This is a genomic window from Paenibacillus sp. PK3_47, assembly GCF_023520895.1.
Lineage (GTDB): Bacteria > Bacillota > Bacilli > Paenibacillales > Paenibacillaceae > Paenibacillus_AQ.
Window position 1 is genome coordinate 1550070 of record NZ_CP026029.1, and the last position, 25187, is coordinate 1575256.

At 51.5% G+C, this 25187-nt stretch carries 22 protein-coding genes; 11 read left to right on the forward strand and 11 right to left on the reverse strand.

The window, feature by feature from the left end; all coding sequences use genetic code 11:
- Nucleotides 1–27: 27 nt before the first annotated feature.
- The 3 genes from C2I18_RS07020 to cyoE all read right to left on the reverse strand — a co-directional run bounded on the left by C2I18_RS07020 (nucleotide 28) and on the right by cyoE (nucleotide 5283).
- Nucleotides 28–2670 (reverse strand): beta-glucosidase H, encoded by a 2643-nt coding sequence (locus C2I18_RS07020; RefSeq protein WP_249900543.1) that lies wholly within the window; start codon nucleotides 2668–2670, stop codon nucleotides 28–30.
- 1047 nt (nucleotides 2671–3717) lie between these two features.
- On the reverse strand, nucleotides 3718–4341 hold the full coding sequence (locus tag C2I18_RS07025; RefSeq protein WP_342760334.1) for an SCO family protein: 624 nt from the start codon (nucleotides 4339–4341) through the stop codon (nucleotides 3718–3720).
- 9 nt (nucleotides 4342–4350) lie between these two features.
- Nucleotides 4351–5283: a heme o synthase gene (gene cyoE / locus C2I18_RS07030; protein ID WP_249900545.1), complete on the reverse strand. Its 933-nt coding sequence runs from the start codon at nucleotides 5281–5283 to the stop codon at nucleotides 4351–4353.
- Nucleotides 5284–5535: 252 nt separating this feature from the next.
- Between cyoE and C2I18_RS07035 the strand changes: the two genes are divergently transcribed.
- Both C2I18_RS07035 and C2I18_RS07040 read left to right on the forward strand, forming a co-directional pair.
- Nucleotides 5536–6540 (forward strand): metal-dependent hydrolase, encoded by a 1005-nt coding sequence (locus C2I18_RS07035; protein ID WP_249900546.1) that lies wholly within the window; start codon nucleotides 5536–5538, stop codon nucleotides 6538–6540.
- Nucleotides 6541–6770: 230 nt separating this feature from the next.
- Nucleotides 6771–6965 carry a hypothetical protein gene (locus tag C2I18_RS07040; RefSeq protein ID WP_249900547.1) on the forward strand — a complete coding sequence of 65 codons (195 nt, stop codon included), beginning with the start codon at nucleotides 6771–6773 and terminating at the stop codon, nucleotides 6963–6965.
- Here C2I18_RS07040 and trpS read toward each other — a convergent pair.
- Entirely contained in the window at nucleotides 6962–7951 is a 990-nt protein-coding gene (gene trpS, locus C2I18_RS07045; protein ID WP_249900548.1) for a tryptophan--tRNA ligase, read from the reverse strand. The genes C2I18_RS07040 and trpS overlap by 4 nt on opposite strands.
- A gap of 439 nt (nucleotides 7952–8390) precedes the next feature.
- On the opposite strand from trpS, the gene C2I18_RS07050 reads away from it, so the two are divergent.
- Together C2I18_RS07050 and C2I18_RS07055 are read left to right on the forward strand one after the other, a co-directional pair.
- Nucleotides 8391–9365, forward strand: coding sequence for an aldose 1-epimerase (locus C2I18_RS07050; RefSeq protein ID WP_249900549.1), 975 nt, complete (start codon nucleotides 8391–8393; stop codon nucleotides 9363–9365).
- A gap of 100 nt (nucleotides 9366–9465) precedes the next feature.
- On the forward strand, nucleotides 9466–9705 hold the full coding sequence (locus C2I18_RS07055) for an alpha/beta-type small acid-soluble spore protein (RefSeq protein ID WP_249900550.1): 240 nt from the start codon (nucleotides 9466–9468) through the stop codon (nucleotides 9703–9705).
- 118 nt (nucleotides 9706–9823) lie between these two features.
- Here C2I18_RS07055 and C2I18_RS07060 read toward each other — a convergent pair whose 3' ends face one another.
- Nucleotides 9824–10237 (reverse strand): O-methyltransferase, encoded by a 414-nt coding sequence (locus C2I18_RS07060; RefSeq protein WP_249900551.1) that lies wholly within the window; start codon nucleotides 10235–10237, stop codon nucleotides 9824–9826.
- A gap of 369 nt (nucleotides 10238–10606) precedes the next feature.
- Complete coding sequence (locus tag C2I18_RS07065; RefSeq protein WP_249900552.1) at nucleotides 10607–12406, reverse strand: M3 family oligoendopeptidase; 1800 nt, start codon at nucleotides 12404–12406, stop codon at nucleotides 10607–10609.
- 167 nt (nucleotides 12407–12573) lie between these two features.
- On the opposite strand from C2I18_RS07065, the gene C2I18_RS07070 reads away from it, so the two are divergent.
- Both C2I18_RS07070 and C2I18_RS07075 read left to right on the forward strand, forming a co-directional pair.
- Entirely contained in the window at nucleotides 12574–12759 is a 186-nt protein-coding gene (locus tag C2I18_RS07070; protein ID WP_249900553.1) for a YycC family protein, read from the forward strand.
- Complete coding sequence (locus tag C2I18_RS07075; RefSeq protein WP_249900554.1) at nucleotides 12756–12986, forward strand: hypothetical protein; 231 nt, start codon at nucleotides 12756–12758, stop codon at nucleotides 12984–12986. The genes C2I18_RS07070 and C2I18_RS07075 overlap by 4 nt, the downstream gene beginning before the upstream one ends.
- 156 nt (nucleotides 12987–13142) lie before the next feature.
- Here C2I18_RS07075 and C2I18_RS07080 read toward each other — a convergent pair whose 3' ends face one another.
- Nucleotides 13143–13847 (reverse strand): DUF2225 domain-containing protein, encoded by a 705-nt coding sequence (locus C2I18_RS07080; protein WP_249900555.1) that lies wholly within the window; start codon nucleotides 13845–13847, stop codon nucleotides 13143–13145.
- Between the two features lie 31 nt (nucleotides 13848–13878).
- Nucleotides 13879–14262 (reverse strand): globin domain-containing protein, encoded by a 384-nt coding sequence (locus C2I18_RS07085; protein ID WP_249900556.1) that lies wholly within the window; start codon nucleotides 14260–14262, stop codon nucleotides 13879–13881.
- 359 nt (nucleotides 14263–14621) lie between these two features.
- Here C2I18_RS07085 and ylbJ point away from each other — a divergent pair, with 359 nt between their 5' ends.
- From ylbJ to C2I18_RS07105, 4 genes are all read left to right on the forward strand, one after another.
- Nucleotides 14622–15896: a sporulation integral membrane protein YlbJ gene (gene ylbJ / locus C2I18_RS07090; protein ID WP_249900557.1), complete on the forward strand. Its 1275-nt coding sequence runs from the start codon at nucleotides 14622–14624 to the stop codon at nucleotides 15894–15896.
- 123 nt (nucleotides 15897–16019) lie between these two features.
- Nucleotides 16020–16823 (forward strand): NAD kinase, encoded by an 804-nt coding sequence (locus C2I18_RS07095; RefSeq protein ID WP_249900558.1) that lies wholly within the window; start codon nucleotides 16020–16022, stop codon nucleotides 16821–16823.
- Nucleotides 16824–17019: 196 nt separating this feature from the next.
- On the forward strand, nucleotides 17020–18195 hold the full coding sequence (locus C2I18_RS07100; protein ID WP_249900559.1) for a copper amine oxidase N-terminal domain-containing protein: 1176 nt from the start codon (nucleotides 17020–17022) through the stop codon (nucleotides 18193–18195).
- A 55-nt stretch (nucleotides 18196–18250) separates the two neighbouring features.
- Nucleotides 18251–19693 (forward strand): S41 family peptidase, encoded by a 1443-nt coding sequence (locus C2I18_RS07105; protein WP_249900560.1) that lies wholly within the window; start codon nucleotides 18251–18253, stop codon nucleotides 19691–19693.
- A gap of 173 nt (nucleotides 19694–19866) precedes the next feature.
- On the opposite strand, the gene C2I18_RS07110 is transcribed toward C2I18_RS07105, so the two are convergent.
- Together C2I18_RS07110 and lipA are read right to left on the reverse strand one after the other, a co-directional pair.
- The gene (locus tag C2I18_RS07110) at nucleotides 19867–20475 is read right to left on the reverse strand and encodes a YutD family protein (RefSeq protein WP_249900561.1); all 609 of its coding nucleotides are present in this window, start codon (nucleotides 20473–20475) and stop codon (nucleotides 19867–19869) included.
- A 658-nt stretch (nucleotides 20476–21133) separates the two neighbouring features.
- Nucleotides 21134–22036, reverse strand: coding sequence for a lipoyl synthase (lipA, locus tag C2I18_RS07115; protein ID WP_249900562.1), 903 nt, complete (start codon nucleotides 22034–22036; stop codon nucleotides 21134–21136).
- Between the two features lie 199 nt (nucleotides 22037–22235).
- On the opposite strand from lipA, the gene C2I18_RS07120 reads away from it, so the two are divergent.
- On the forward strand, nucleotides 22236–23330 hold the full coding sequence (locus C2I18_RS07120) for a M23 family metallopeptidase (protein WP_249902031.1): 1095 nt from the start codon (nucleotides 22236–22238) through the stop codon (nucleotides 23328–23330).
- 25 nt (nucleotides 23331–23355) lie between these two features.
- Here the strand turns inward: C2I18_RS07120 and C2I18_RS07125 are convergent, their stop codons facing one another.
- Nucleotides 23356–25056, reverse strand: coding sequence for a glycoside hydrolase family 13 protein (locus C2I18_RS07125; protein ID WP_249900563.1), 1701 nt, complete (start codon nucleotides 25054–25056; stop codon nucleotides 23356–23358).
- Between the last annotated feature and the right edge of the window lie 131 nt (nucleotides 25057–25187).

A 25187-nucleotide genomic window follows, 5' to 3' on the forward strand; every position in this document is an offset into this window, starting at 1 on the left:
GTGAATTTGTGTCAGTTCATTTAAATCCTATTTAATCGTCAAGCTGGTCTTCAGACGGATATCATCCGAGGAGCTGCCGACATAAACCGGCACATTACCGGAAGGCATTACCCACTTGTCTGATTTCTCATCCCAATAGGACAGTGCTTTGGAATCCAGCTCAATCTGAACGCGCTGCTGCTTGCCAGGCTTCAGCTCTACCTTGGCCCATCCGGCCAGCTGCTTCGGTGCAGTCTCAACCTTGGTCGGCAGCTGACCTACATACACCTGGACTACCTCAGCCCCCGTGACTTTTCCGGTATTCCGCAAATTCAGGGATACCGTCATTTTGCGGCCAGTACCTTTGCCGCTTACGTTCGCATGCACATTGCGGTAGTCAAAGGTTGTGTAAGACAAGCCGTGTCCAAAAGCAAACGCCGGCTTGATTCCGGATTGCTCGTAACCGCGGTAGCCAACCATAACGCCTTCACTGTACTCGGACTTGCCGTTCACTCCCGGGAACTGCTCAGGTGACGATACCGGCGTACTGCCTTCATCAACCGGGAACGTGACCGGCAGCTTGCCGGACGGGTTCACATCTCCGAACAGCACCCGTGCAATGGCGTTACCCTGCTCCTGTCCAGTGTACCAGGCCTGAACAATCGACTTCACCTTATTCTGCCATCCGTCCATTTCGACCGCTCTTCCGCTCATGGACACCACAACTGTATTAGGGTTGGCAGCGGCCACCTCGGAGATCAGACGGTCCTGATTGTTGGGCAGATCGAGATCCGAACGGTCGAAGTAGCCCTCGCTCTCATAGGTACGTACAACTACAACGGCAACATCCGATTTTTTGGCCAGATTAACGGCTTCCTGCATCTTCGTTTCAACGGCACCCGCCGGCGGCTCCCAGCCAAACCGGACCGTACCGCCGAAGTCGGTGGATGCACCTTCCTTGTAGTACGTTTTGTATTCAATTTTAACCTCATGGCGTTCCCCTTTAGTCAGGGTTACAGCCGCTTTTTCGGTCTTCAATGTCGTTCCGTCGCTGTCGATCAGCAGCTTGCCGTCCAGATACAGCTTGCCGCTGCCGACACTGGTCAGGCTAAGATTGTACTTGCCTGTCTTTGGAGCAGTCAGGTAACCGTTCCAGCGCGCAGACATCATGCTGTTCAGATTACCCGGCGTCTGCGGCAGCTTGGAGGACTGTCCGTTCAATCCGTCAAAGTTATAGAAGCCAAGATTCATATTCACCTGGCCGTCCGTCCGGGTAAGTGTAGGCTCGCCTTCCATCTTGTTGTTAGGCCAGTATTCACCGGTAAGACCGGAACCTTCACCGCCCCCAGCAGGAGTCAGAACCGTTGACGGAATTGCGGAAGGACCGTTGACGATATCGCCGGTCGATACCGGATCCGTACCCGGCGCATAGCTGACCTTAATTCCTTTGCCTGCACGTTCGTTAATGGCATCCAGCGGACTGACCGTGTACGTTGGAGTAACAAGCGAGCTTCCTCCGACCGTAGCATACTTGTCAGCATCAGGACCGATGACGGCAATCGACTTCAGCTTGTCCTCATTCAAAGGCAAAGCTTTGTTCTTGTTCTGCAGCAGCACGAGACTGTCCTCGGCAATATCAAGCGCCGCCTTTCCGTGCTCTTCCGCCGGAATCTGGACATTAACCGGTTTGCTGTCAAACAAGCCTTTGTCGAACATTTGTGTCAAAGTTCTTCCGGCCATAAGATCAAGCTGCTCTTCGCTGACCTCACCGTTCTGCACGGCGGTCAACAGCTGATCTCCCCATTTACCGTACGGCTCGCCCGGTGTCTCCAGATCGAGGCCGGCCAGCGCCGATTTCGTGGTGCTGAGATTAGCGCCGTAGTCACTCATGACAAAGCCCTGGAAGTTCAGTTTATCCCTCAGGACATCAGTCAATGCATACTCACTCTCACAGGCAGAAGTACCGTTGATCTTGTTAAAAGAGCACATGGCCGAAGCAAGGTCCGCCTCCTGGATAGCCGCAGCGAACGGTCTGGAGTAAATCTCCATTATGGCACGTTCGCTGGCCACGGAATCCACGGTAAAGCGGTCCGTCTCCTGGTTGTTAAGCAGATAGTGCTTGGCTGTCGCCATGACCGGGTGGCTCTGCACACCATTTACATAAGCCACTCCCAGCTTGGACTGCAGCAGCGGATCTTCCCCGAGCGATTCGAAGTTACGCGAGCCCCATGGCAGCCGGGCGATGTCGAGCCCCGGTCCCAGAAGGACATTATGTGTTGTATTGAACGCTTCTTCTCCGACCAGGTCACCGTATAGGGCTGCTGCCTTGGTGTCCCAAGTTGCGGCAAGGGCGATCGGTGTCGGGAATGCGGTGGATTTCTTGTTTTGGATATCAGGATTGGCAATACGCACGCCTGTCGGCCCGTCGGCCATCGTTAGTGCGGGAATCCCCAGCCGCTCCAGTGAATCATTATAGAAGCCATAAAAATTATTTACATTCCCTGTAACAAAATCAACTTTTTCTTCAGTGGTCATTTGCTGCAGCAGCAATTTCGTACGTTCTTCCGGAGAACGCGATGAGTCCAGCCACGGGCTGGCAGCATACGCTCCGGCCATCTGCAGAGGCGCGAGTATGGATATGCTGAGCGTAACGGCGGCAATTACCGCATGAAACTTGAGCGATATTTTCATGTTCTGTAGTTCCTCCTAGATGTCACTTTCTCTTGTCTCTGTCTCTTTCTGCCGGCCTGTCCTCACATTCCAGTCTGTCCAGCGTTTGGCATTCCTTGTGGAGCGGCAATTCGCAGTAACCAGGTCCCCTCCCCCCGTCTCATATTGCTGGAATATGTATAAGCTTCATGTCTGTATGTGCCCGATGCTTTCATGAGCACAGGCAGCTTTTGAAAGGCCGGGTATAACCTTAGCGTACTTTTTCTTGTCTTGCATCCGACATTTTCTGGTAACGGAAAGCGCCCTGTATCCTTAAAAACTGAAAATCACCTGAAATTTTCCTGAAAGTTAGCTGAAAACAGACCAAAAACAGGTCTTTACTCCCTTGCATTTCCGTAACCTTATTGTAACCTTTTTGTAACTTTTAAGACAAAAGAATCATAAAAATGAGTCTCCCTGATATATCCCCCGAAGGATTAAATTGGATTATTTAAACCAATATTGATTGAACTTGTGATTCTTCTATTTGAATAGACGTGACTCCAGAGTATGTTTGGACTTCCGGCCGCTAAATCTGCAGACTGCCTATGCTTCTAAAGAAAGCTTTCCTACGGAAAAATTCCAGGCGGACGCTATCGCTCCTACAGTTCCAAACTAAACTCCTCCTCCGCACTATTCCTTATAGGATATTTTCAAATTCAATCTATATAAGAGGAATTTCTCCATCTAACTCTCCGCCAAATACCGTTATTACAATATTAGCGGGAAAGACTCCACTTAAATGTACCGGATAAGTCTCCTGAAGCCTTTCTGCGGCGAAATAAATGGAGAATTTCCAGCTAAAGATCATAAATGAAGGAAAAGGTAAGAATTAGGCGGAGAAATTCCAACTAAGCCCAATAGCATTCCCAAGAACAAGAAGGCAGACTTCTTCATAACATACGTTCCAGTGAAACGTTGTTAACTCACTTAAATTAATCTCCCGTTACCTTTCTCCAGCCCATTAAATAAAAAAGCCACCGCCTGCGCATAATGCGCTGACAATGGCTTCAGACTATCTCACATCTTTTATTCACGTGCTAAATCCTTCACGGTATCCGCCAGAAACTCCGGTGTCACATTCTCCGTATCCCCTGCGTCATACAGCCCGCGGAGGCGGTTGTCACGGTCCACCAGACCAATAAGATTGGCATGGGCAAAGTTATCCTTGTTATTGCCGGCAATCAACACTTTAAAAGAATCAGCCGCCAATTTCCTCACCTGCTCCTGATCCCCGCGCAGAAAGTACCAGCCGTTATAATCGGCCTGGAAACGGTCGGCAAATGCCTTGATCGCCTCACGTGTGTCATTTTCCGGGTCAAAGGAGACCGACACAAACTCCACGTCCTTACCGAAGCTGCCGTCCTGTTTCAGCAGATCCTGCGTCTGGGACAGCATAAAGGTGGTTATAGGGCAAACGTCCGGGCATTCCGTGAAAAAGAAATAGACCAGCCTCGCCTTCCCCTGCGTATCAGCTAATGTAATCTGCTCACCGTCCACATTTTCGAGGGAGAAATCCTGTACCTCCCCGATCACCGGCAGTTTTTCTTTGCCGAAAGCCGTGGAATCAGCCACCAGATAAACAGCCATTCCCAAGGCAAGCACGAGCAATATCCAGGTCCATTTGTATTTTTTCAAGGTCTGCACAGGCATTCTCCCTTCTTAACCATGAATCGTATTCAGTACAAGTACAATCAGACTGACTGTCAGATAATTAATGGAGAAAAAGAAGTTCTTTTTGGCCCAGGCATCGTCATCCTTCGCCTTGAAGCCGTTCAGGGTCAGATACAGCCACGCCAGAGACAGGGCGGTTGAAATGACCAGATAGAAAATACCGGCATAATCGTATACGTACATCAGTACAGGAATCGGCAGCAGCAGCGCCACGTAAGGAATCATCTGGAACTTCGTGCGCCGTGTTCCTTTGACTACCGGAAGCAGCGGAAAGCCCGCGGCTCTGTACTCTTCCTTGCGGCGGATGCCAAGCGCCCAGAAATGGGGCGGCTGCCACAGGAACAGCATGGCGAACAGCAGCCAGGCACCGAGATCAACCTTGCCCGTAACAGCCACATAGCCGATAACCGGAGGCATGGCACCTGAGATCGCTCCTACCGAGGTGCTCCAGGTGGATGTTCTTTTGAGCCAGAGGGTGTACACTACTACATACACGAACATGCCGACAATGCCGAACAGCCCTGCAAGCACTCCGCAAAAAGCAAACAGCACGGCCAGACCGGCTATGCCCAGCCCGATGGCGTACAGCAGCACCGTGTTTGGCTTCAGTCTTCCGGTAGGCAGACCGCGTTCCCGGGTTCTTTCCATCTTCATATCCAGGTCACGGTCAAAATAGTTATTAAAGACACATGCCGAGGCCATCACCAGCATCGTGCCGAGCAACGTTAAAATCAGTTTGCCGTATTGCACGTCCCAGCCTGATGCCACCCAATATCCTGCAAATGCGGCGATCAGATTGGAGCGGATAATACCCGGCTTGGTGACCGTAATAAAATCGCGCCAGCTGGCGCCTTCCGGGGGCGATTTGGCAGACATGGCTGCGGAATCAGAAGAAGCTTGATATCTTATTTGATTGTCCACGTTTTGGTGTTCCTCCTTCTTAGGGACTTCTGACGTTCCGCTGGAGTCGGAATCAACGTTCTTTATTGAGAAAGTTATCCGCTCCGCTGTTAAGTTTATCATAACAAACCGCGAAAGACTTTGACAATCATTGACCAAGATGTTCATCAATTCGACAATTACGTGAATTTATTTATTTACTCCTTCCTAAATAACTGAACGCAAAAATGGGTAGTTATTAATAGAGAACTTCCGTACAAAGGAGATCTGCCAATGGATACCGCTACACATTTTGTCATGGGCCTGGGACTCGCCGGTCTGTCCTTCGTTGACCCTGTTGTCGCCTCCGAACCGAGACTGGCCGCGGCTGTAATGGTGGCCACTATTCTGGCTTCACAGGCACCGGATGCCGACACTGCACTGCGCCTCAAGGACAACGCGCTGTATATCCGCAACCACCGGGGCATTACCCATTCACTGCCCTTTTTGCTGCTGTGGCCGGCTTTAATCACACTGGTTATCGGACCGGTATTCGGTTTGACGGACGGGACTTCTCTAAGTCATATTGCACTGTGGAGCTTCATCGGCGTCGCCGTCCACGTGTTCTCCGACCTGTTCAATACGTACGGTACCCAGGCAGCCCGCCCATTCACAGAGAAATGGATTGCCTGGAATATTATCCATATCTTTGATCCGTTTATATTCGGCAGCCACACGGCAGCCATTATACTCTGGATCACCGGGATTATTCCTCCGGCGCCGCTGTTTGTATCACTGTATGCCTGTACTGTGCTTTACTATATATGGCGGACTATTGTGCATGCCCGGATTACCCGGAATATCAAAAACAAGGATGTCCACCATGATGCAGGCGACCGCTATTACGTTATACCTACAATCTCACCGACCCGCTGGAATGTGGTCAAAGCAAAGACGGACGGCAGCTACAATGTCGGCCTGCTGAACGGAGGCCGGCTGGAATGGTTCAAACATGCGGTGTGCTCCACTCACCCCGCGGTTGAGCATTCCAAGTCCCATCCGGATATCCAGGCTTTCCTGTACTTCACTTCTTATGCTGTGGCCGAGGTTGAGGAACTGCCCTCAGGCTATATTGTACGCTGGGGAGATGTGCGTTATTTACACCGCAAGCAATTCCCTTTCGTCGCCGTGCTGGTCATGGACCATCAATACAACGCGCTGAATACCTATGTAGGCTGGCTGAGCAGCGAGAAGCTTGACGAGCGGTTCGCTATCGATCCGGGAACAGTCAAACTTTAAGGATCAGAAAGAGATGTCCGGCTTGCCGGCATCTCTTTTTGCTGTATGGAGATATTCCGCCACTTGACGCCAATCCGCTTCTAAGGCACAATCACCATAAAGCGTTTACACTTTAAAAAAGTGAATCAATCCGTTACAGCCGGCCATTGTATCTCACATACCAAAATCCCGCAGCGCGGGAGCGCTGCGGGATTATTCAGACTGTTATTCAGAAAGGAAGGCTGACATTTATGGGCAAAGGTCTCTCACTCTGGTTCGCATGCTCTTCAATTCTCATTCTTACGGCTGCTTCAATTTCGATCAGCTTTAACATCTGGATTTCACTGCTGCTTGGCGTTCTCTGTATCCTGAATATCGGCTGGGGATTTATCCTCAAGGCTAAACTGAGACGCAGGCAGGAAGGCAGCGCCGGGCAATCCTCTTAACGTACAGGCAGGAAGCCCATCCGCTCCTTAACACCGGCAAGCGTCTGCGCTGCCACAATCCGGGCACGCTCAGCACCTTCAGCCAGGATATTGCCAAGCTCACCGGAGCTCCGGATTTCCTGGTATCTTTGCTGGAGCGGTTCAAGCGTCGCTACAAGAACCTCACCAAGGTTCTTCTTGAATCCGCCATACATTTGCCCTTCATACTGGTCGGCAATCTGCTGCAGGCTCAGCCCGGAGCATTCGGCATAAATACTCATCAGATTGCTGATTTCCGGCTTGTTCGCCGGATCGAACACCACTTCACGGCCCGAGTCGGTTGTTGCCCGGCTGATTTTTTTGCGGATGACATCCGGCGGATCCAGCAGTGCAATATAGCTGCCGGCATTCGGGTTGCTTTTGCTCATTTTTTTACCGGCATCATCCAGGGACATAATCCGGGCCCCCACTTCCGGAATGTACGGTTCCGGTACGGTAAAGAAATCGCCAAACCGGTGATTGAACCGTCCGGCCAGATCACGGGTCAGCTCCAGATGCTGCTTCTGGTCTTCACCAACCGGTACCAGATCGGCATTGTAGACCAGAATGTCGGCAGCCATCAGCGAAGGATACACGAACAGGCCCGCTCCGACTGAATCTTTTCCGGAAGATTTATCCTTGAACTGGGTCATCCGTTCCAGCTCGCCCATTGCAGTCAGCGTTGTCAAAATCCAGCCCAGCTCGGCATGCTGCGTTACATGGGACTGCATATAGACGTTCGCAATTTTAGGGTCGATACCTGCCGCAAGATACAGTGCAGCTACAGATTCAGAATTCTCGCGGAGCGCTGCGGGGTCCTGGGCAACCGTAATGGCATGCAGATCCACGACCATGAAGAAGCACTCATGCTCCTTCTGCAGCTTCACGAAATTTTTGATCGCGCCAATATAGTTTCCGAGTGTCAGTGAACCGCTGGGCTGAATGCCTGACAATACTTTTTTACTCATAAAATACACCCTCCATAAATTTAAAATCCATCTTCCAGGAACACAAAAAAGCCCACATCCGCAAGGGACGTGAGACCGTGGTACCACCCTTATTCGCTGTCTGCTCCCCTGTGTAGGGACGTAAACAATACAGCCTTGGCTTCCGTTAACGGGGAAGAGACGGCCGGTCTACTGGGGCTTCTCAGCCTGTTCAAGCTCGGCGCTCAAGGGTCCATTCAGCCGGAAGTGTTCTACCGGTTCGCATCACCCACCGGCTTTCTGAAGAAGCAATTTCCGCTTACTTGTCCCTGTCATCACATTGTCATCATTTATGATTGCATTCATCATAGAGCGATACAGGGAAGTTGTCAAATCGTTTATCCATGTAAAAGATAAATCTGTTATGATAAAGGTATCCGCGTTCTATCAGATAAAGTTAAGTTAAAGGAGCATATCTCTCATGAAACAGGTGACCAAAGGGCAGTGGTGCGGGTATGACACCTACATTTTGCATAGCCGTGAACTGGATGTCACGCTTTTGCCGCGACTGGGAAACAACGTGATTTCCATGTGGGACCACAAGGAGAACCGGGAAATTCTCCGCCGGCCTGATGAAAGCGACTTGGACTATTATTTGGAGAAGCCGTACCATTTCGGCATGCCGCTGCTGGTACCGCCCGGACGGATTGACAAGGGTCAGTTCAGCTTTGAGGGCACAAGCTACCAGTTCGACAGGAACGCGCCCGGAGACCATCATATTCACGGCCTCCACCGCAAGCAGTCCTGGTGCGTCAGTGATATTGAAGAGGACGAGGACGGCTGCGCAGTAACTACAGAGTTCAAGACAGCGGATGATGAGCAATGGATGAGGCAGCTGCCTGCACCGCTTAAGCTTGAAATGACCTTCAGGCTTCAGGATGCCCGGCTCCAGCAGAACCTCAAAATTACTCACCTGGGAGACCGGCGGATTCCTTTTGGCATCGGCTACCACACCTGGTTCATGATTGACGGCGAACCTGAACGCTGGAATCTGAGCCTGCCTGCTGACAGCGTGTATGAATTGAACAGTGAGCTCATGACCAGCGGCAACCTGCTTCCGCTAGGCAGCCTCCAGTCCCTGAACGGGAAGCTGAATCTTCAAGGCAAGAACCTGGATACAGTGCTGCGGATCGCGGACGGGCAGCCTGCAGAAGCTCTTCTGCTGCGTGATGACGGATACGGGCTCCGCTATACTGCAGATCCGGATTATTTCCGCCACTGGGTTGTTTATACCAAAGGACAGGCGGAACAGTTTCTGTGCATTGAACCCTACACCTGGCTGCCCAACGGGCCCAACCTTCACAAAGACTCTTCTTTTACCGGAATTATCACGCTGGAGCCGGGTCAGACACTGGTATTGAACAGTGCGCTTGAGATGATCTATCCCAGCCTTTGAATTGCATATAATTACCATCCTTAAAAACTTCCGAAACCGTGCATGATTTGCTCACCTCGCGCCCATACTATCTTCACAACGGACGAAGGAGGTGACACACATGGGTCAAGCAGGTCAAGGAGGTCGTCAAGGTCGTAGCAGCCGTAACAACCTGGTCGTTCCACAAGCGACTGCAGCGCTGCAACAACTGAAATTTGAAGCAGCTCAAGAGCTTGGAGTAACGATTCCACAAGATGGTTACTACGGTAACTATACTTCCCGCGAAACTGGTTCTTTGGGAGGTTACATCACTAAACGTCTTGTACAACTGGCAGAGCAACAACTGTCCGGTCGTGCGTAACACAGCCTTATCTTAAGTAGATTGATCCGGCAGGCTTTGGCCTGAAGCCGGAGAAGCTTTACAGCCCGCCTGCGCTTCTCGCCGAAGCGCAGGCGGGCTTTTTGGTTCTATGTAATCATCAGCCGTAAGACTGGTCAGAGGACTCGGCAGTCTGAGGATTGCGGGGGTACCTTATCATCAGGTTGGCCATATTGTAGTTAGACTCCAGGGTGGCATCGACAACTATCATTCCCTGGCGGACGGCAAACTCATAGCTGATTTCGCCATGGGTCCAGCGCCGCTTGTATTTCAGGCTCTCCAGCGCCATAAGACGGAAAGAGGATTGCTGTCCCGGGGTCAGCCCCTCCTCCGCTGCCGTAAATGCCCCGCTCCGCCCGGTTAACGGATTATGGCGGATGCCAAATTTGCCGATGGCATTATTCCTGATTTGTATGAACACTGTACCCGAAGATAATCCCGACAATTCCTCCTGCAGCTCCTTGAATACCAAATCCACCTGTCTTGCAAGCGATAGCTGTTCCGTTCTTAACATAGAGATCCCCCTAAAAGTTTTGTTGTGCTCCATAAGCATCAACTTAGATTATGAACGTGGCTTACTCACTTCATTTCATGACATAAAACCTGCTTCGCAAATGTTCTTAGCAGCCCTTATATAAGGCTTTAGGCTCATTATAGGACAGTAACTTATGGCGTACAACATTATTCAACATAATTGGGTGAATATCCCTATATATGCGTGTTTTCATAAAAAAACAAGGTATTCCACATCACAATATGAGATATTTCGACATATAAGCAGTCCAAAAAAGCCCCTAAACAGGGGCTTTTGCGTATTTCTACTTCATGTATTTCATTTTACTTATTCAAAATAATATGAATTTGTCTCAGTTCAGACATATTCTCAGGCAAATTGCGAGGTCATTTCCAAAAATTCATTGATATCCGCAATAATCAGATCAGCAGCCCCCTGCCAGAAATCCGCTTCGGAGAGGTCAACCCCGAGATGCTTGGATACCAGGTCCTCAAGGGTCATCACACCGGTATCCCGCAGCAGATTATCATACTTGTCAGCGAAGGATGGCCCTTCCTGCAGCGCAAGACGGTACAGCCCTGTGCTGAACATATAACCGACAGTATAAGGGAAGTTGTAGAACGGCACATCTGTAGCGTAAAAATGCAGCTTGGACGCCCAGAAATGCGGGTGATACTCTGACAGCACGCCGCAGAAGGCTTCCTTTTGCGCCTCTTCCATCAGCGCTGACAATTCTTCAGCATTCACAAGACCTTTCTTGCGCTTCTCATAAAACCGTGTCTCGAACAGGAAGCGGGCATGGATATTCATAAAGAAAGCCACACTGTTCTGAATCTTCGCTTCGAGCAGTGCCAGCTTCTCTTCGCTGCCGGACGCCGCCTTCACCTGCGCATCAGCCACAATCACCTCTGCAAAAGTAGAAGCCGTCTCCGCTACATTCATGGCGTAATTCTGGTTAAAATACGGCTGGTCATCCAGCAGATAGGAATGATAAGCATGTCCAAGCTCATGGGCAAGTGTCGATACATTGGACGGGGTACCGCTGTAAGTCATGAAGATGCGCGACTCTTTGCTTTCCGGGAAGGAAACACAGAAGCCGCCGGGGCGTTTGGCCGCACGGTCTTCAACCTCAATCCAGTTGTTGTCGAATGCATGCTCGGCAAAATCCGCCATCTTCGGACTGAACTTGCGGAATTGCGCAACAATGTCGTTTGCCGCCTGTTCATACGATATTTTGCCGGAGGATTGTCCGACCGGTGCATCCACATCAACCCAGGCCAGGGATTCAAGTCCAAGCACCTTGGCTTTACGCTGGAGGTAGGAGACAAGTGCCGGTTTGCTCTCGGTAATGACCTCCCACATCTTATCAAGCGTCTGCTGCGACATGCGGTTAATGGCCAGCGGCTCCTTCAGCACATCATCCCATCCCCGGCCTTTGTACAGGTTCAGACGGAAGCCTGCCAGATGGTTAAGCGTATCTGCACAGAAGTCTGCCGCTCCGGACCAGGCCTCTTCCCATTTGCGGAACATGGCCGCGCGGACCTGCGGATCGGAATCATCCAGCTTGTTAAAGGCTTGGCCGACAGACAGCTGCTGCGTCCCTTCCTCATCCTCGTAAGGAATCTGAATCGAGCTGACGATCGTTTCATAATGCTCGCTCCAGCCGTGGTATCCGTCAACTGCCAGCTCAAGTGCCAGGCTCTCCAGCTCCGGACTCATTTTTTCACGGGCCAGATCACGGCTCTCACTGAGCACGAAGGCGAGCGGAGCCGTCTCCGGACGCTTCATCCAGGCCGACCATACGTCATCCGGCGTCAGTCGCAGCACATTATCGAATTGCGAGCTGATCCCTTCAAAGCCGGCGCGCATGCCTGTTACCTTGGAGGAGAGCCGCACTGCGCCCTTGTCCTGCTGATTCTGTGCCCCGAGACAACCGGTGAATTCGGAAGCCTGGATCAGACGGCCTGAACAGCTCTGCAGCAGCTCAATGACCTCATCCAAGGATTGTGCAGCTTCCACATCTGCCGGAGGTACGGAATCCGCAACCTGCCGGCTCAATTTTTCAATATCAGCCTCAAGCTTGGCCAGAAATTCTGCAAACTGCGGAGAGGCCGAGCCTCCCGGAAAAATTGAATCGAGCTCCCAGGTCAGAGACAACGACTGTTTCATAATTCCACCATCCCTTTGTTCATTTGGTTTTCTTTGTATTTGGCCCTAGGCCATGGTAAAGTGAAGTACGAATAACTTTAAGTATATAGCGTATGCTTCCGATGCGAGTTTTGCCGAAGTCATTCCAAGCGAAGCAACGCTAACAAAACTTTTAGGAGGGCTGCAACATGAAGCCACTGCAAATTTCACCGGAGACAGCGATCACCTTATCCAAACAGCTGGGCGTTCCTCTGGAACACTTGATGCATATGCCTCAACATATTCTGCTGCAAAAAATTGCCGAGCTGTCCAAGAAGCCGGGCACAGAACCATCTGCGGCAGAGGCTGCGTCTGAAGAGAAGGATGAGCAATGATTCCTTTTAGCCACACCTGGCCTTATGACATTATCCTGGGCGATATGTACGTGCAGTACTGCCCGTTCTGCAACAAGGAGAACGTACTCCTTCCAATGAGACCCAAGGAGCTGCAGACTGTCCGTGACGGTAAAAAGAAGCTGCTGGTCTTCCCCTGCTGCAATGTAAGCCTCGCGGTAATTGATACAGACGGGGACTATCTGCTGTTCGACCGCGCTGTCCGCTAACGCTGCAGGCAGTTTCACAGTACAGACTTACTGGCGCAAAAAGAGACCGCCCTCTTTTTGCGCCTTTTGTTTATTCATTTAAACAACACAGATATGGGGTCCCCGCAAAGTACCTGAATACGTGCCGAAGCAAAGCCACACTTTGTGGGGATTATTCTAGAACCCGGACTGCAGCCTTTCCGGATCGGTATCCTCCCCGCGCATCTGCTCACGCAGCAGCGTCCACTGCTCACGCGCCGCACGGATCATCGCCGCATCCATAATCCGCTGGTCGTTAATCAGCCGTGAGAACCACTTCACAGCACTCGAAAAATCTCCTACCCTGCGGTGCAGCTCGCCGATCAGATACATCAGCCGCGCGTCATTTCCGCCCATTCCGTCATTTTCGAATACTTTGATATATTCATCAAGTGAATAACGCAGAAAGCGCTGTTCCTGCTCCACATCTCCCTGATAGCGGTACATCCAGGCAATATGATGCAGAAGACTGGCAAGAATCCGGTTCTTGTCGTTAATGCTCTGGGCACAGAGCAGCGCCAGCTTGTACGTTTCCAGCGCTGTCTCCAGGCTGCGCTTCTCTCCGAAGTCACGGGGGGTCCAGCGGCTGCCCACCTGCTCATGGAACGCTTTGCGCTGCCAGTCAGCCAGCTTGTCGGCCGAATTCTCCGTAGAAGCAAATCCGCATTTGGGGCAGACACGCACCACGTAATAATCCGGATTCTCATTCTTATAGTATGAACAGAAGTCGCTGTCACGGCGTACGGCTCTTTTGAGGCTTGGACGTACCCGTGAGGTCGTAAATTCATGCTCACAGTTACAGCATGTAACCTTTATGGAGTACAGGGGTATTAATTCTGACAACTGCCCTCATCCTTTCACGATCATCTACTAATTATTCCTGGGGCGTGTTGACAAAATGATGTGCGGGACCGGACAGGCGGCTGATTACAAAGGAGCGCAGCGGTTCCTGGACCCCGGTCTCCTCCAGTGCCTCCTTCATGCATTCCAGCCATTCGTCTGCATGGGCAGGCGTTATGGGAATGTGCATATGCCTTGCTCTCATCATCGGATGGCCGTGCAGTTCGGAATACAGCGCAGGACCGCCGAAGAACTGGGTCAGAAACTGATACTGCTTCTCCATGACAGGGGCAATGTCCTCAGGAAATAACGGGCCAAGCTGCGGATGCAGCTGCACTTTGGCATAGAACACTTCCACGAGGCGGTGAAGTCCCTCTGCCCCTCCCAGATTGTCATAAAGGCTTTTATTTGGATTCATCGGAGGTTACCCGCTTTCTGCTTATTAATATAATGTCTTTGTTCATTATAACAAAAAAAGACGCTAAACCTAGGTTTAGCGTCATCATTATTTAATAGGTCCGAAATTCCTCATCACCAGGGGGGACGAGGGAGGCCCGGATCACATATACAAACGCACAAACAAGAACTCCGGCAACTACGCTCATCACCATCACTCCATCCCTTAATATCATTACAAAAAAGGTGTCGTTATTTAACTTAATGATATCATAATCCAGGCAAAAAAACACCGCAAAAATGCAACCGCTTTCCTATTTTTTTGTGCTGTTTGTCCTTCTTTGGGCATACATCTAACCATAGACTTTGGAGGCGTTGCTTATGATTCTAAAAAGGCTTGCAGTCCCTGTGCTGGGGCTCCTCCTTGCCGGATGCATGCTGCTGATGCTGGTTCATCCGGCAAGCTCGCTGACCGCCGCACTGCGCGGTCTGTCCATCTGGTGGGACGTGCTGTTCCCCTCCCTGTTTCCGTTCTTTGTCATCTCCGAGATTATGCTCGGCTTTGGCGTTGTCCACCTGTTCGGCGCCCTGCTTGATCCATTGATGCGCCCGCTGTTCAACATTCCGGGAGCCGGCGGATTTGTGGCCGCGATGGGATACGTATCAGGATATCCAGTTGGCGCGAAATTAACCGCCAAACTGCGGGAGCAGCAGCTTATAAGCCGGGTCGAGGGGGAGCGGCTGGTTGCATTCACCACCTCCTCTGATCCGATTTTCCTGCTTGGTGCCGTATCTGTCGGTTTTTTTCATGATGCGTCCCTTGGACTGGTACTTGCGCTTGCCCACTACGGCGGGGGTCTGATCGTCGGTTTTTTAATGTCATTTTATGGCCGCCGGGACAAGGAAGCTCCGAATTCAGTCAGCCAATCCGGGAAGCCTGCACCCCGTACTACAGTCCGGGAGGCTTCAAATGAACTGCACACCGGACGCCTGCGCATGGCACTGCGTTCCATGGCAGAGGCCCGGCGCAAGGACGGGCGAAGCATTGGCGAGCTGCTGAAAGGAGCCATTCAATCCTCGCTGCAGCTTATTATTGTCGTTGGAGGGCTGGTTGTATTCTTCACCGTGCTGATGGAGCTGCTGGACCGCGCCGGAATTATGTCCTCACTGTTCACGTTCACTGACCGGCTGCTCTCCCTGGCAGGGTTCCCCGAAGAGATGTCGGCAGCGCTTGTCAGCGGCTTGTTCGAGGTGACCCTTGGAGCACGTTCGGCGGGAGAAGCTTCAACCTCTGTTCCCCTGCAGTTCAAAGCAGCCGCAGCCGCCTTTATCCTCTCCTGGGGCGGATTATCGGTCCATGCCCAGGTGGCGAGCATCCTGAACGGAACCGGACTGCGTTACCTGCCTTTTATGGCTGCCCGTCTCGTTCATGCCCTGCTGGCAGCCGGACTCCTCCTTATCCTTTGGGAGCCTGTGATGAATTCAGGGCTGTCCGTGTCCCTCCGTTCATTGCCTGCTGCTGCCGGCCTGTCTTCACCGGTTCAAGGATTTGCCTTCAGCCTTAGCCTGCTGGCTATGCTGCTTATTGCTGCTTCACTTCTGTCCCTGCTGATCCTGCTGCTCCGCAGGATGCAAGGCCTTTGGCAGCGCCGCTGACCTGCAAAAGCGTCCTCTGGCAGCTCCGCGGTTCCAGTCTTTTCCCTGTTCAAATATTGTTTTCCAGGTCAAGATTGATTATGATCGGAGTATGACTGAATCAGACAAAGGAGCCTGTACATCTTGAGATATTATGTTCTGGACCGCGGAGACGACTTGTCCATTAAACTTGCGGAGCAATTTCACAAGCTGGCGGCGGAGCGGGATTTGGAGCTGGATGCCGAGTCTCCGGAAATCGTCATCTCGATTGGCGGAGATGGAACCATGCTGCATGCTTTTCATACTTTTATCGACCAGATCCCTAATCTGGCATTTGTAGGCGTCCATACCGGCCACCTCGGCTTCTACGCAGACTGGCAGGCCGAAGAACTCCCGACGCTGATCGACTATATGTGCGGAACCGGAGATGCAGCTCCGCATAAACCGCGCATCGTGCAGTACCCGCTGCTTGAGCTGGAAATTCACAAGAAATCCGGTTCCACCTCGCATATTGCCCTGAATGAGTTCACGCTTAAAGGCGTTGACGGAACGGTTGTCATCCAGGTCGACATTAATGATGTTACCTTTGAGATGTTCCGCGGGGACGGCTTGTGCCTCTCCACACCTTCAGGCAGTACTGCATATAACAAAAGTCTTGGAGGCGCCATGGTTCACCCTTCCATTGAAGCCCTCCAGATTGCCGAGATTGCCTCAATTAACAATCGTGTGTTCCGTACCATGGGCTCGCCGCTGTTGCTGCCGAAGCATCATCACTGTGATATTTTTTCGCGCAAGGATCAGCGCCTGCTGCTCACCATAGACCACAACAATATTCCCGTAGATGATCTGATCTCTGTACGCTGCCAGGTCTCTGACAAAAAAGTCAGCTTTGCCAGGTACCGTCCGTTCCCCTTCTGGAACCGGGTACGCGAAGCCTTTCTGGTCTGATAAGAGGAAGATTATGTTTAAGCCGGACAATGCAGCCTGACCGCATTCCCGGCTTTTTTTCTGCCTGTCTGCCATTGAAATATTTAATATTTTATTTGACTATAGCTAACATGAATGGATAGACAGAGGGAAAAATCAAATGGTATAATGAACCTATTTTACATAGTGCTGCTATATTAAAGGGGAGAGAAAACTGTTGAAGAAATTAGTATCATTCATAGGGGCCGGACTGCTGGCACTGATGCTGGCCGTTCCAGCCTTTGCGGCTGACAAACCGATCAAGGTCTATATTAACGGCAGCAATATTTCGTTTACCGCCGGTACTCCGTATCTGGAGAATAATTCGGTTCTTGTACCCTTCCGGGTCATTTTTGAGAAACTGGGGCTGCAGGTGCTCTGGGATGCCAAAACAGGCACTGTAACCGGTACAAGCCCCGATCTGACGATCAGCCTCAAAATCGGAAGCAACCGGGCAACCGTTAACGGCACCGTCAAAAAAGTCTCCACAGCTCCGGTCACCCGCGCCGGCACCACTTATGTCCCTCTCCGTTTTGTAGCTGAAGCTACCGGCGGTACAGCCCTCTGGGAAGCTGCTTCCAGAAGTGTGCAGATCCATACATCTGTCTCCACCGCAGCAGCCGACGAGAAAGCCATCAAGGAATTAATCCAACTGTCCAACAAATATTATAATGAAGAAAATGCAGCCGGCTTTTATTCGCTTATAGTTGATGATGGCAGCAACGCGGATCTGACAGCCGAGATGGATGCCGGTTTTGAACTCTATGACAGAAAGACTACGATTGAGAGCCTCAAAATCCTCAGTCTCCAAGGGAACGAAGCTACCGTCTATACCTCCGAGAAGGAAATCCGTACAGGCGGTTATTATATCCCGGATGAGCAGATTGAGTATCTGTATACCCTTGTCCGCAATAACGGGGTATGGCAAATTTCCGGCATGGACCTGGAGAACAGCACCGTTCTGCTCACCCGTGAGCAAGGCATGAAGGCGGCCCCTGTTCCGCAAAACGATGCTGCAGCGATTAAAAGCAGTGTCAGCAAATATTATCAGGCCATGACTGAAGAGAACCTAGACGGGACCCTTGCCGTAATGACCTCCTACGGTGAAGACTATGACGATGCGCTCAAGGCTGACATGCTGGACTACTTTGATGCTTATGATTTCAGCTATACCCTTGACGCCTCCAACATTTATTACTTTGCTGCAGGCGAAGCAGCTGTATTTACCGAGTCTACCGTGACGGAAGCAGAGACCGGGGAGAGCTACAAGCAGTCGCAGATTCTGATTCTGTCCCAAACAGCCGGCGATGACTGGACCATTGATGAATTTTATAGCCTGTATTACGACAATTAATCTTCAGGACGGTGCTTCTGCCCTAATAAATCGGAGATAAAGGATGTATGTATGTATGAAACCAGCTAAATTAGCCGGCGCTGTGCTCAGCGGCTGTCTGGCTTTGTCCGTTATTTTTGCACCGGCTGCATCAGCCGCGGACAGCGCACAGGAAGCTTCCAAAAAGGCCTTGATTGATGAGGTTATGGAGTACCTGATCAATTATAATCTGGAGGGAGTCGATGAGGACACCTTGATCCGCGGGGCTATTGACGGGATGGTCGAGACCCTGAATGACCCTTACAGCCAATATTTTGACAGTGCGGAAGCTGAAGAGTTTGAGCATCAGGTAGACCTGGAGTATGTCGGTATCGGCATCAAAATGGCCATAAGCGAATCTCCGGAAGAGCTCTACATCGAGGAGGTTATGCCCGGTTCTCCGGCAGAGAAAGCAGGGCTGAAGCGCGGCGATACGATCCTGAAGATCAACGGGGTTCCGGTCTTGGAAACCGAAGGCGATGAGCTCAGCGGGGCTGCCGGTACCAAAGTCACTCTGCTCGTGTCCAGAAACGGCGCTTCCAAATCTATAGTGGTTACACGTAACGCCATTGCTTCAACTTCGGTTACGGGCAAATTGATGGGTCAAAAGATCGCCTACATCTCCATAAGCGGCTTCACGCAAACCGCAGATGAAGAATTCGCCGCTGTTCTGGAGCGTATGCGCAAAGGCGGCATGAAATCAATGGTCCTGGATCTGCGGGACAATACAGGCGGTTATATGGATTCGGCCTACAACATTGCCAGCAAATTTATTGATTCAGGCATCATGCTCTACACCTCCGACCAGAGCGGGACGCTGACACCAGTAACGATTACAGACGGCAGCAAAATCGGCGTACCAGTTGTTGTACTGACCAACGAATACACCGCCAGCGCCTCGGAAGCATTAACCGGAGCACTGCGTGACAACAAGCTGGCTACTATTGTCGGCACACGCTCCTTCGGCAAAGCGAGAATTCAAAGCCTGCTGCCTCTGTCGGGCGGAGATATGCTGAAGCTGACAACCCAGAAATACCTGACGCCCAACAAAGAGGATTTTAACCATATCGGCCTGAAACCGGATATTATAATCCAGGGCAAAACTGCCCAGCTGATTACGGCCCTGCAAATTGCCGGAATGACTGGCATTACAGCCTCCGGTGACAGCCACATCCTTGATATTAACGGCAGCCCCTTTGCCGGGAATGTCGGCCTGGTGAAGCAGAACAACAAAACCTATGCTTCGGCCGAGGTACTGTCTGCCCTCATGGAAAGTGATTATACATGGGATGCCAAGAACAAAAAGGCCGTCCTGACCAACGGTGCAGGCAAAAGCTTCGGCTTTACCCAGGCCTCGGGCGATGCTCTTTCTAAGGGGAGCACGATCTATATCGAGCTGAGTGCTTTCCAGAAGAAATTCCCGGCCTTGACCTGGAGCTATAATGCGGGGACCAAGCAATTGAAATTATCTGTAAAATAATTTTTTTAAAGCTTTCAGGCGGACGCTAGCGCTCCTACAGTTCCAAACTTCTCCTCCGCCGCTTCTCCCAAAATCTAGTTTTACGTTCAATCTATATAGTGCAGCAGAAAAAGAGCCGCAGCAGCCATGAAAATGGCTGCTGCGGCTCTTTTTAAATAAAATATTGTGAAGGTTTAACCCTCAGTACGGTTTGTATTCTGCGGCTGATTCTGATTCTCCCGCGGCGGGCGGTTGTTTTTTTTGTGATGGGATTCCTTGCTGCGGTGATTCCGGCTTTGATGCTCACGCACAGGTCTTTCCTTGGCCGAATGATCTCTTCCGCCTGCTCCGGCATCCCTGTCTCGGGCTGCTGCCGTCTGGCCGGAGGAAGTTCTGGCCGGATTCTCCCGCTGCTCTCTGACCGCAGCTGCCGGTTCTGCAGAAGCTTGTTCTGTGCCGTCCTCTGCCCGGGGCTCGGGAGTATGGGTATCCTTAACCAGGATGTCCTTGTAGGTACCGTCCTTCGGAAGTTCCTTCAGCTTATGCAGCACGAAATATGCACAGCCGAAGTTGCAGTATTCATTAATGTAATCCACCATGCCTGAAATTGCTGTATCCCGGTTCACCTTTGGATGGTTGTCCCGGTAAAAGCCCTTCAGGCGCAGCTGGCTGTAGCCCCAGTCACCGATAATATAATCGTAACGGTCCAGCACCTCGCTGTATCTCCCGCGAAACGCCTCCGGGTTCCAGCCGTCCTTATGATCGAGCACAAGCTCGTAGCCTTTTCCACCTATAACGATCAAGCGTTTGTCGCCTGCCTTTCAATTTGAGTTAGAGGAGAGAGTTGATGGAGCGGTCACTCCGGTGGATTTTGAATTTCCGGCCGCTGTTGTTGTCTGATTTCCTGATCGAACCGCACTGCGGTTGAAATCAGACAACAAAGGCGGACGCTGCCGCTCCTCCAATTTCAAAATCCCTCTCCATGACTCCATCAACTCTGCGGGGGGAGCAGCAGCAGTTCCCGAGAGCTTCTTTCGCTGACGCTCAAATCAGCTCTCTCACCCCCAAAAATCAAAAAACCTTAAGACCTTAAGAATCTGAACCCTAAGATCTGAAAACTAAAAACAAAAAAACCAAAGACCAAAAAACCAAAGACTAAAAACCCAAAAGACTAAAAACCTAACCACTGTGACTCCGTCACGCGGCGGCCTGGCTCCACGCCAGGCCTTTTCACACGCCCCAGTTAATAGTTAGTTTAAGTAATAAGCGGGTTGAAGCCTAGTTGGATTTCCTCCACCTAATTCCGGCATTTCTTACGTTTTGCGGGAGTTAGTTGGAATTATGCCACTTATTTCAGGCCAAAAGCAGGTTAGCACGCGTAATCGGTGCAATTAAATGGAGTTTTTCCATCTACTATCGTCATTTCGGTTTCTGAATGAAAATTAGATGGAGAAAATCCAGCTACTTCAGAACCGAACGCTCCTCACGGGTCTTCGCAGCAGACTTGACCTGCTCATGCGCATGATAGGAACTGCGGACGAGCGGACCGGATTCCACATGGCTGAAGCCGCGCCGGAGGCCCTCCTCCTTCAGAAGAGCAAACTCCTCCGGCGGATAGTACTTTTCTACCTGAAGATGCTTGGGTGAGGGCTGAAGATACTGCCCTAACGTTAATATATCACAATCCACTGCCCGCAGATCATCCATAGCCTGCAGGATTTCGTCCCATTCCTCGCCTACCCCAAGCATGATGCTTGATTTGGTAGGGATATCCGGCTTCATCTCCTTGGCCCGGCGCAGCAGCTCCAGGGAACGGCGGTATTTGGCTCTGGCACGCACACGGTCAGACATCCGTTCCACGGTCTCAATATTATGGTTCAGTATATCCGGGTTGCTGTTCATGACAATCTGCAGGCTCTCCCGGTCTCCAAGGAAATCCGGTATCAGCACCTCCACACTGCACAGCGGGAGCCGCTTGCGGATCGCAGCGACCGTTTCGGCAAAGATCTGCGCACCGCCGTCCTTCAAATCATCGCGGGCCACACTGGTCACCACACAATGCTTCAGCATCATTCCTTCAGCTGCCTCCGCCACACGTTCCGGCTCCAGCAGATCCAGCTCGGTGGGCAGTCCTGTATTGACCGCACAGAAGCGGCAGGCCCGGGTGCAGATATCCCCCAGGATCATAAAGGTTGCCGTGCGGTTCGCCCAGCATTCATAAATATTCGGACACCGCGCTTCTTCACATACTGTATGTAAAGTTTTGGAACGCATCATGCCTTTTATATCCTGATAGTTATCTCCGGTTGTTAACTTGATCTTGATCCAGTCTGGCTTGGGCTGTTTGGCTGTTTTCTTAGTCAAAATGGTAGACCCCGCTTTCGCCTGAATAATAAGCTTCACCTGCAGAAAGTTGCTGCCTCATATTATAGCATGTGATTCCGGCAATTGCCTGTTTTTGTGAAATTTCGCTTTCATCTGAAACGGATAAAAACAGCCATTTTGCCTCAAATTAAAGAAAAAGCAATTATCCGGAGCTAATCGAACTTAGGAGGTAGTGATGATGCCGGCCCTGTTCAGAAACACAAGAAACCGCAAAGCCGTAATCTGCCTCTCTGCAGCTCTTCTGCTGTGGGGAGCCGGACATACCGCTGCCGCAGACGCCGCCAGGAACTACAGCCTTGCAGAAGCCGGATCCGGCAGTGCTCCGGTAAGAAGTGCAACCAGCCTGACTGATGCGCGCAAAGAGCTGTATGATCAAATGAGCGCTGCCACCGGAATCCCCTGGTTCCGGTTCGCTGCCATAGACCAATACGAGCGCAGCATCGCCAAGAAAAAAGCCAATGCGGAAGCTCCTGCGCGGATATGCGGAATTACCGTTCCTGCACCGGTATGGTCCGGTCCGCTGAATCCCGACCAGGAGGACACATCCCCGGATTCCATCCAGTTCTTCGGAGGCTTCGGCCGGGACGGCTCAGGAGACGGCAAAGCCGATCCGGAGAATGACGCTGACCTTTTGTACAGTATGGCCAGCCATCTGCTGAAATACGGGCATTCGCAAAGCGACTTCAATATCGGCGTCTGGGAATATTACCGTAACGGCCGCGCAGCCCAGCGTATCGCGCAGTTCGCCAGGCTGTACGAACATTTCGGCCGGCTGGATCTGTCGGGCAGCGCCTTTCCGCTGCCTGTCGGAACAACCTATGCCTACCGCAGTACCTGGGGTACCGGCAGAAGCTGGGGCGGGGCGCGGATTCACGAAGGCACCGATTTATTCACCCCGCACGGCATGACCGTACGCAGCACCTGCTTCGGCATAGTGGAAACAAAAGGCTGGAACCGGTACGGAGGCTGGCGGATCGGTATCCGTGATATCGAGAACCGCTACCATTATTACGCACATCTATCCGGGTTTGAGAAATCCCTCTCCCGTGGAGACATCGTTTCGCCCGGTCAGACCATCGGCTGGGTCGGCAGCTCCGGATACGGCAAGCCCGGAACACAGGGCAAATTCCCGCCGCATCTGCACTATGGCATTTACCGTGACCGGGGGATTACCGAGTGGGCCTTTGATCCCTACCCTCTGCTCAAGCAATGGGAGAATCAGGAGTTCCGGGACCTCCGCAAAAACAAAAATAAAAAACTGACCAAAGACTAACCTGCCTGCGCTGCAGCAGCTGGCTTCAGTTCAGCATCAGGCAGCCAAACGGCTCGATTTCGACAAGAATCCGCCCTGTATTCCGGATGGTCAGCCCGGTCAGCAGGTCGGTGAGCACATTTTTGCCCGGACAGAAGGTGTGCAGCTGCAGCTGGTAATGGTTAGGGGAGTTATTGATAATCATGCCGGTTTTATTCTGCTCAAAGCGTCTAACATACCCAACGACACCCCGCACTTCATCCGTAAACCAGGGACGGAAGGAGCCTTTTTGCAGGGTGTCATATTTTCTTCTCAAGGAAATTAACTGCTTGTACCACTTGTAAAGCTCTCCTGCAGGCTCCTGCTCCTGCCATATCATCGGCTTCCGGCAGTGCGGATCGGTGGCCCCTTCCATGCCGATTTCATCTCCGTAGTAGATCATCGGTATCCCGGTATAGGTCATCTGAAAAAAAACAGCCAGCCGCATCCGCCGCATGGCCGTGCTCTCTCTGTCCCAGCCGCGCCCGCCTTCTTTGCAGGCCGTCAGAAAGCGCAGCGTATCATGGCTGCCCAGCAGCTGGAACATCCCCATGTTGGCTTGATCATTATACAGGGCTTCCTGATGCAGCACCTGCTCCATGAACCGGATAGGTCCTGTTGACTGCTGGGCAAAAAATTCCAGCACGGCCTCACGCAGAACATAATTCATCCCGCCGTCGAACTGGTCTCCCCTTAACCAGGGGCCGGAAGCATGCATAATCTCTCCTATGAGCAGCAGCTCAGGAAATTCAGCCTTCAGCTCCCTCCGGAAACGCTGCCAGAACAGCGGATTCACTTCATTCGCCACATCCAGGCGCCACCCGTCGATCCCTGCCTCACGCACCCAGTATTTGGCCACAGCGAGCATATAATCGGCTACCTCCGGATGATTCATATTCAGCTTAGGCATCTGTGCCACACCGTTCGCAAACGTCTCGTAAGCAGGTGACGGATGCTGCTGCACCGGAAAGGAGCGGATAAAGAACCAGTCCTTGTAACGGGACTGTTCACCATTTTCCAGAACGTCCTTAAAGGCAAAAAAGGTATCCCCCGCATGATTGAATACCGCGTCCAGCAAAACCCTGATGCCGCAGGCATGCGCCTCGTCCACCAGCTGTTTCAGATCCTCTTTGGTTCCAAAGCCGGGATCAATTCTGTAATAATCCGAAGTATTATATTTATGATCAGAAGGAGATTCAAAAATCGGAGTCATGTATATTGCGGTCACGCCCAGTTTTTGCAGATAGGGCATTTTTTCTGTGATGCCTTCCAGGGTTCCGCGGTTATAGCTGCTGGGATAAATCTGATAGACAACGGCTCCCGTGCTCCATGCAGGCAACACCAGCGCTGCGGGAGCATGCAGATACGCAAACTGAAAAGAACCTGCCCTCTCCCTGTTTTCAGAAGTCCCGCGCTCCCCGAACCATACATATTCACCGGCGGGATTTCTGGCATGGAACAAGTACCGGCATTTGCCGGTCTCCGTCCGGACCAGAGCTTCATGAATCTCATAGGCTCCGGCTGAGCCGATTCTCTCCATCTGCAGGGGGACCTCGCTTCCAGGTGAATCATACCGGTCCGAGTGAATGACGGTACAGGACAATTGAAGACCGTTCTGCACAAATAAACGCAATTTCAGAATACCCTCGCCTGCCGGGTACGCAAAGGGATCCTCAGCAGTATGATACAAAAACCAGCGGTTAGGCATATTTTACAGTCTCCTTCTGTATTGTGCTGTAATGAAATCAATCTTTTGGACCGATAGGATTTAAACGCGTGAATTATCACATTTGCACGAACTCTGTTATTATGGCAAAGTAACGCCGCAAAATGAGTTCA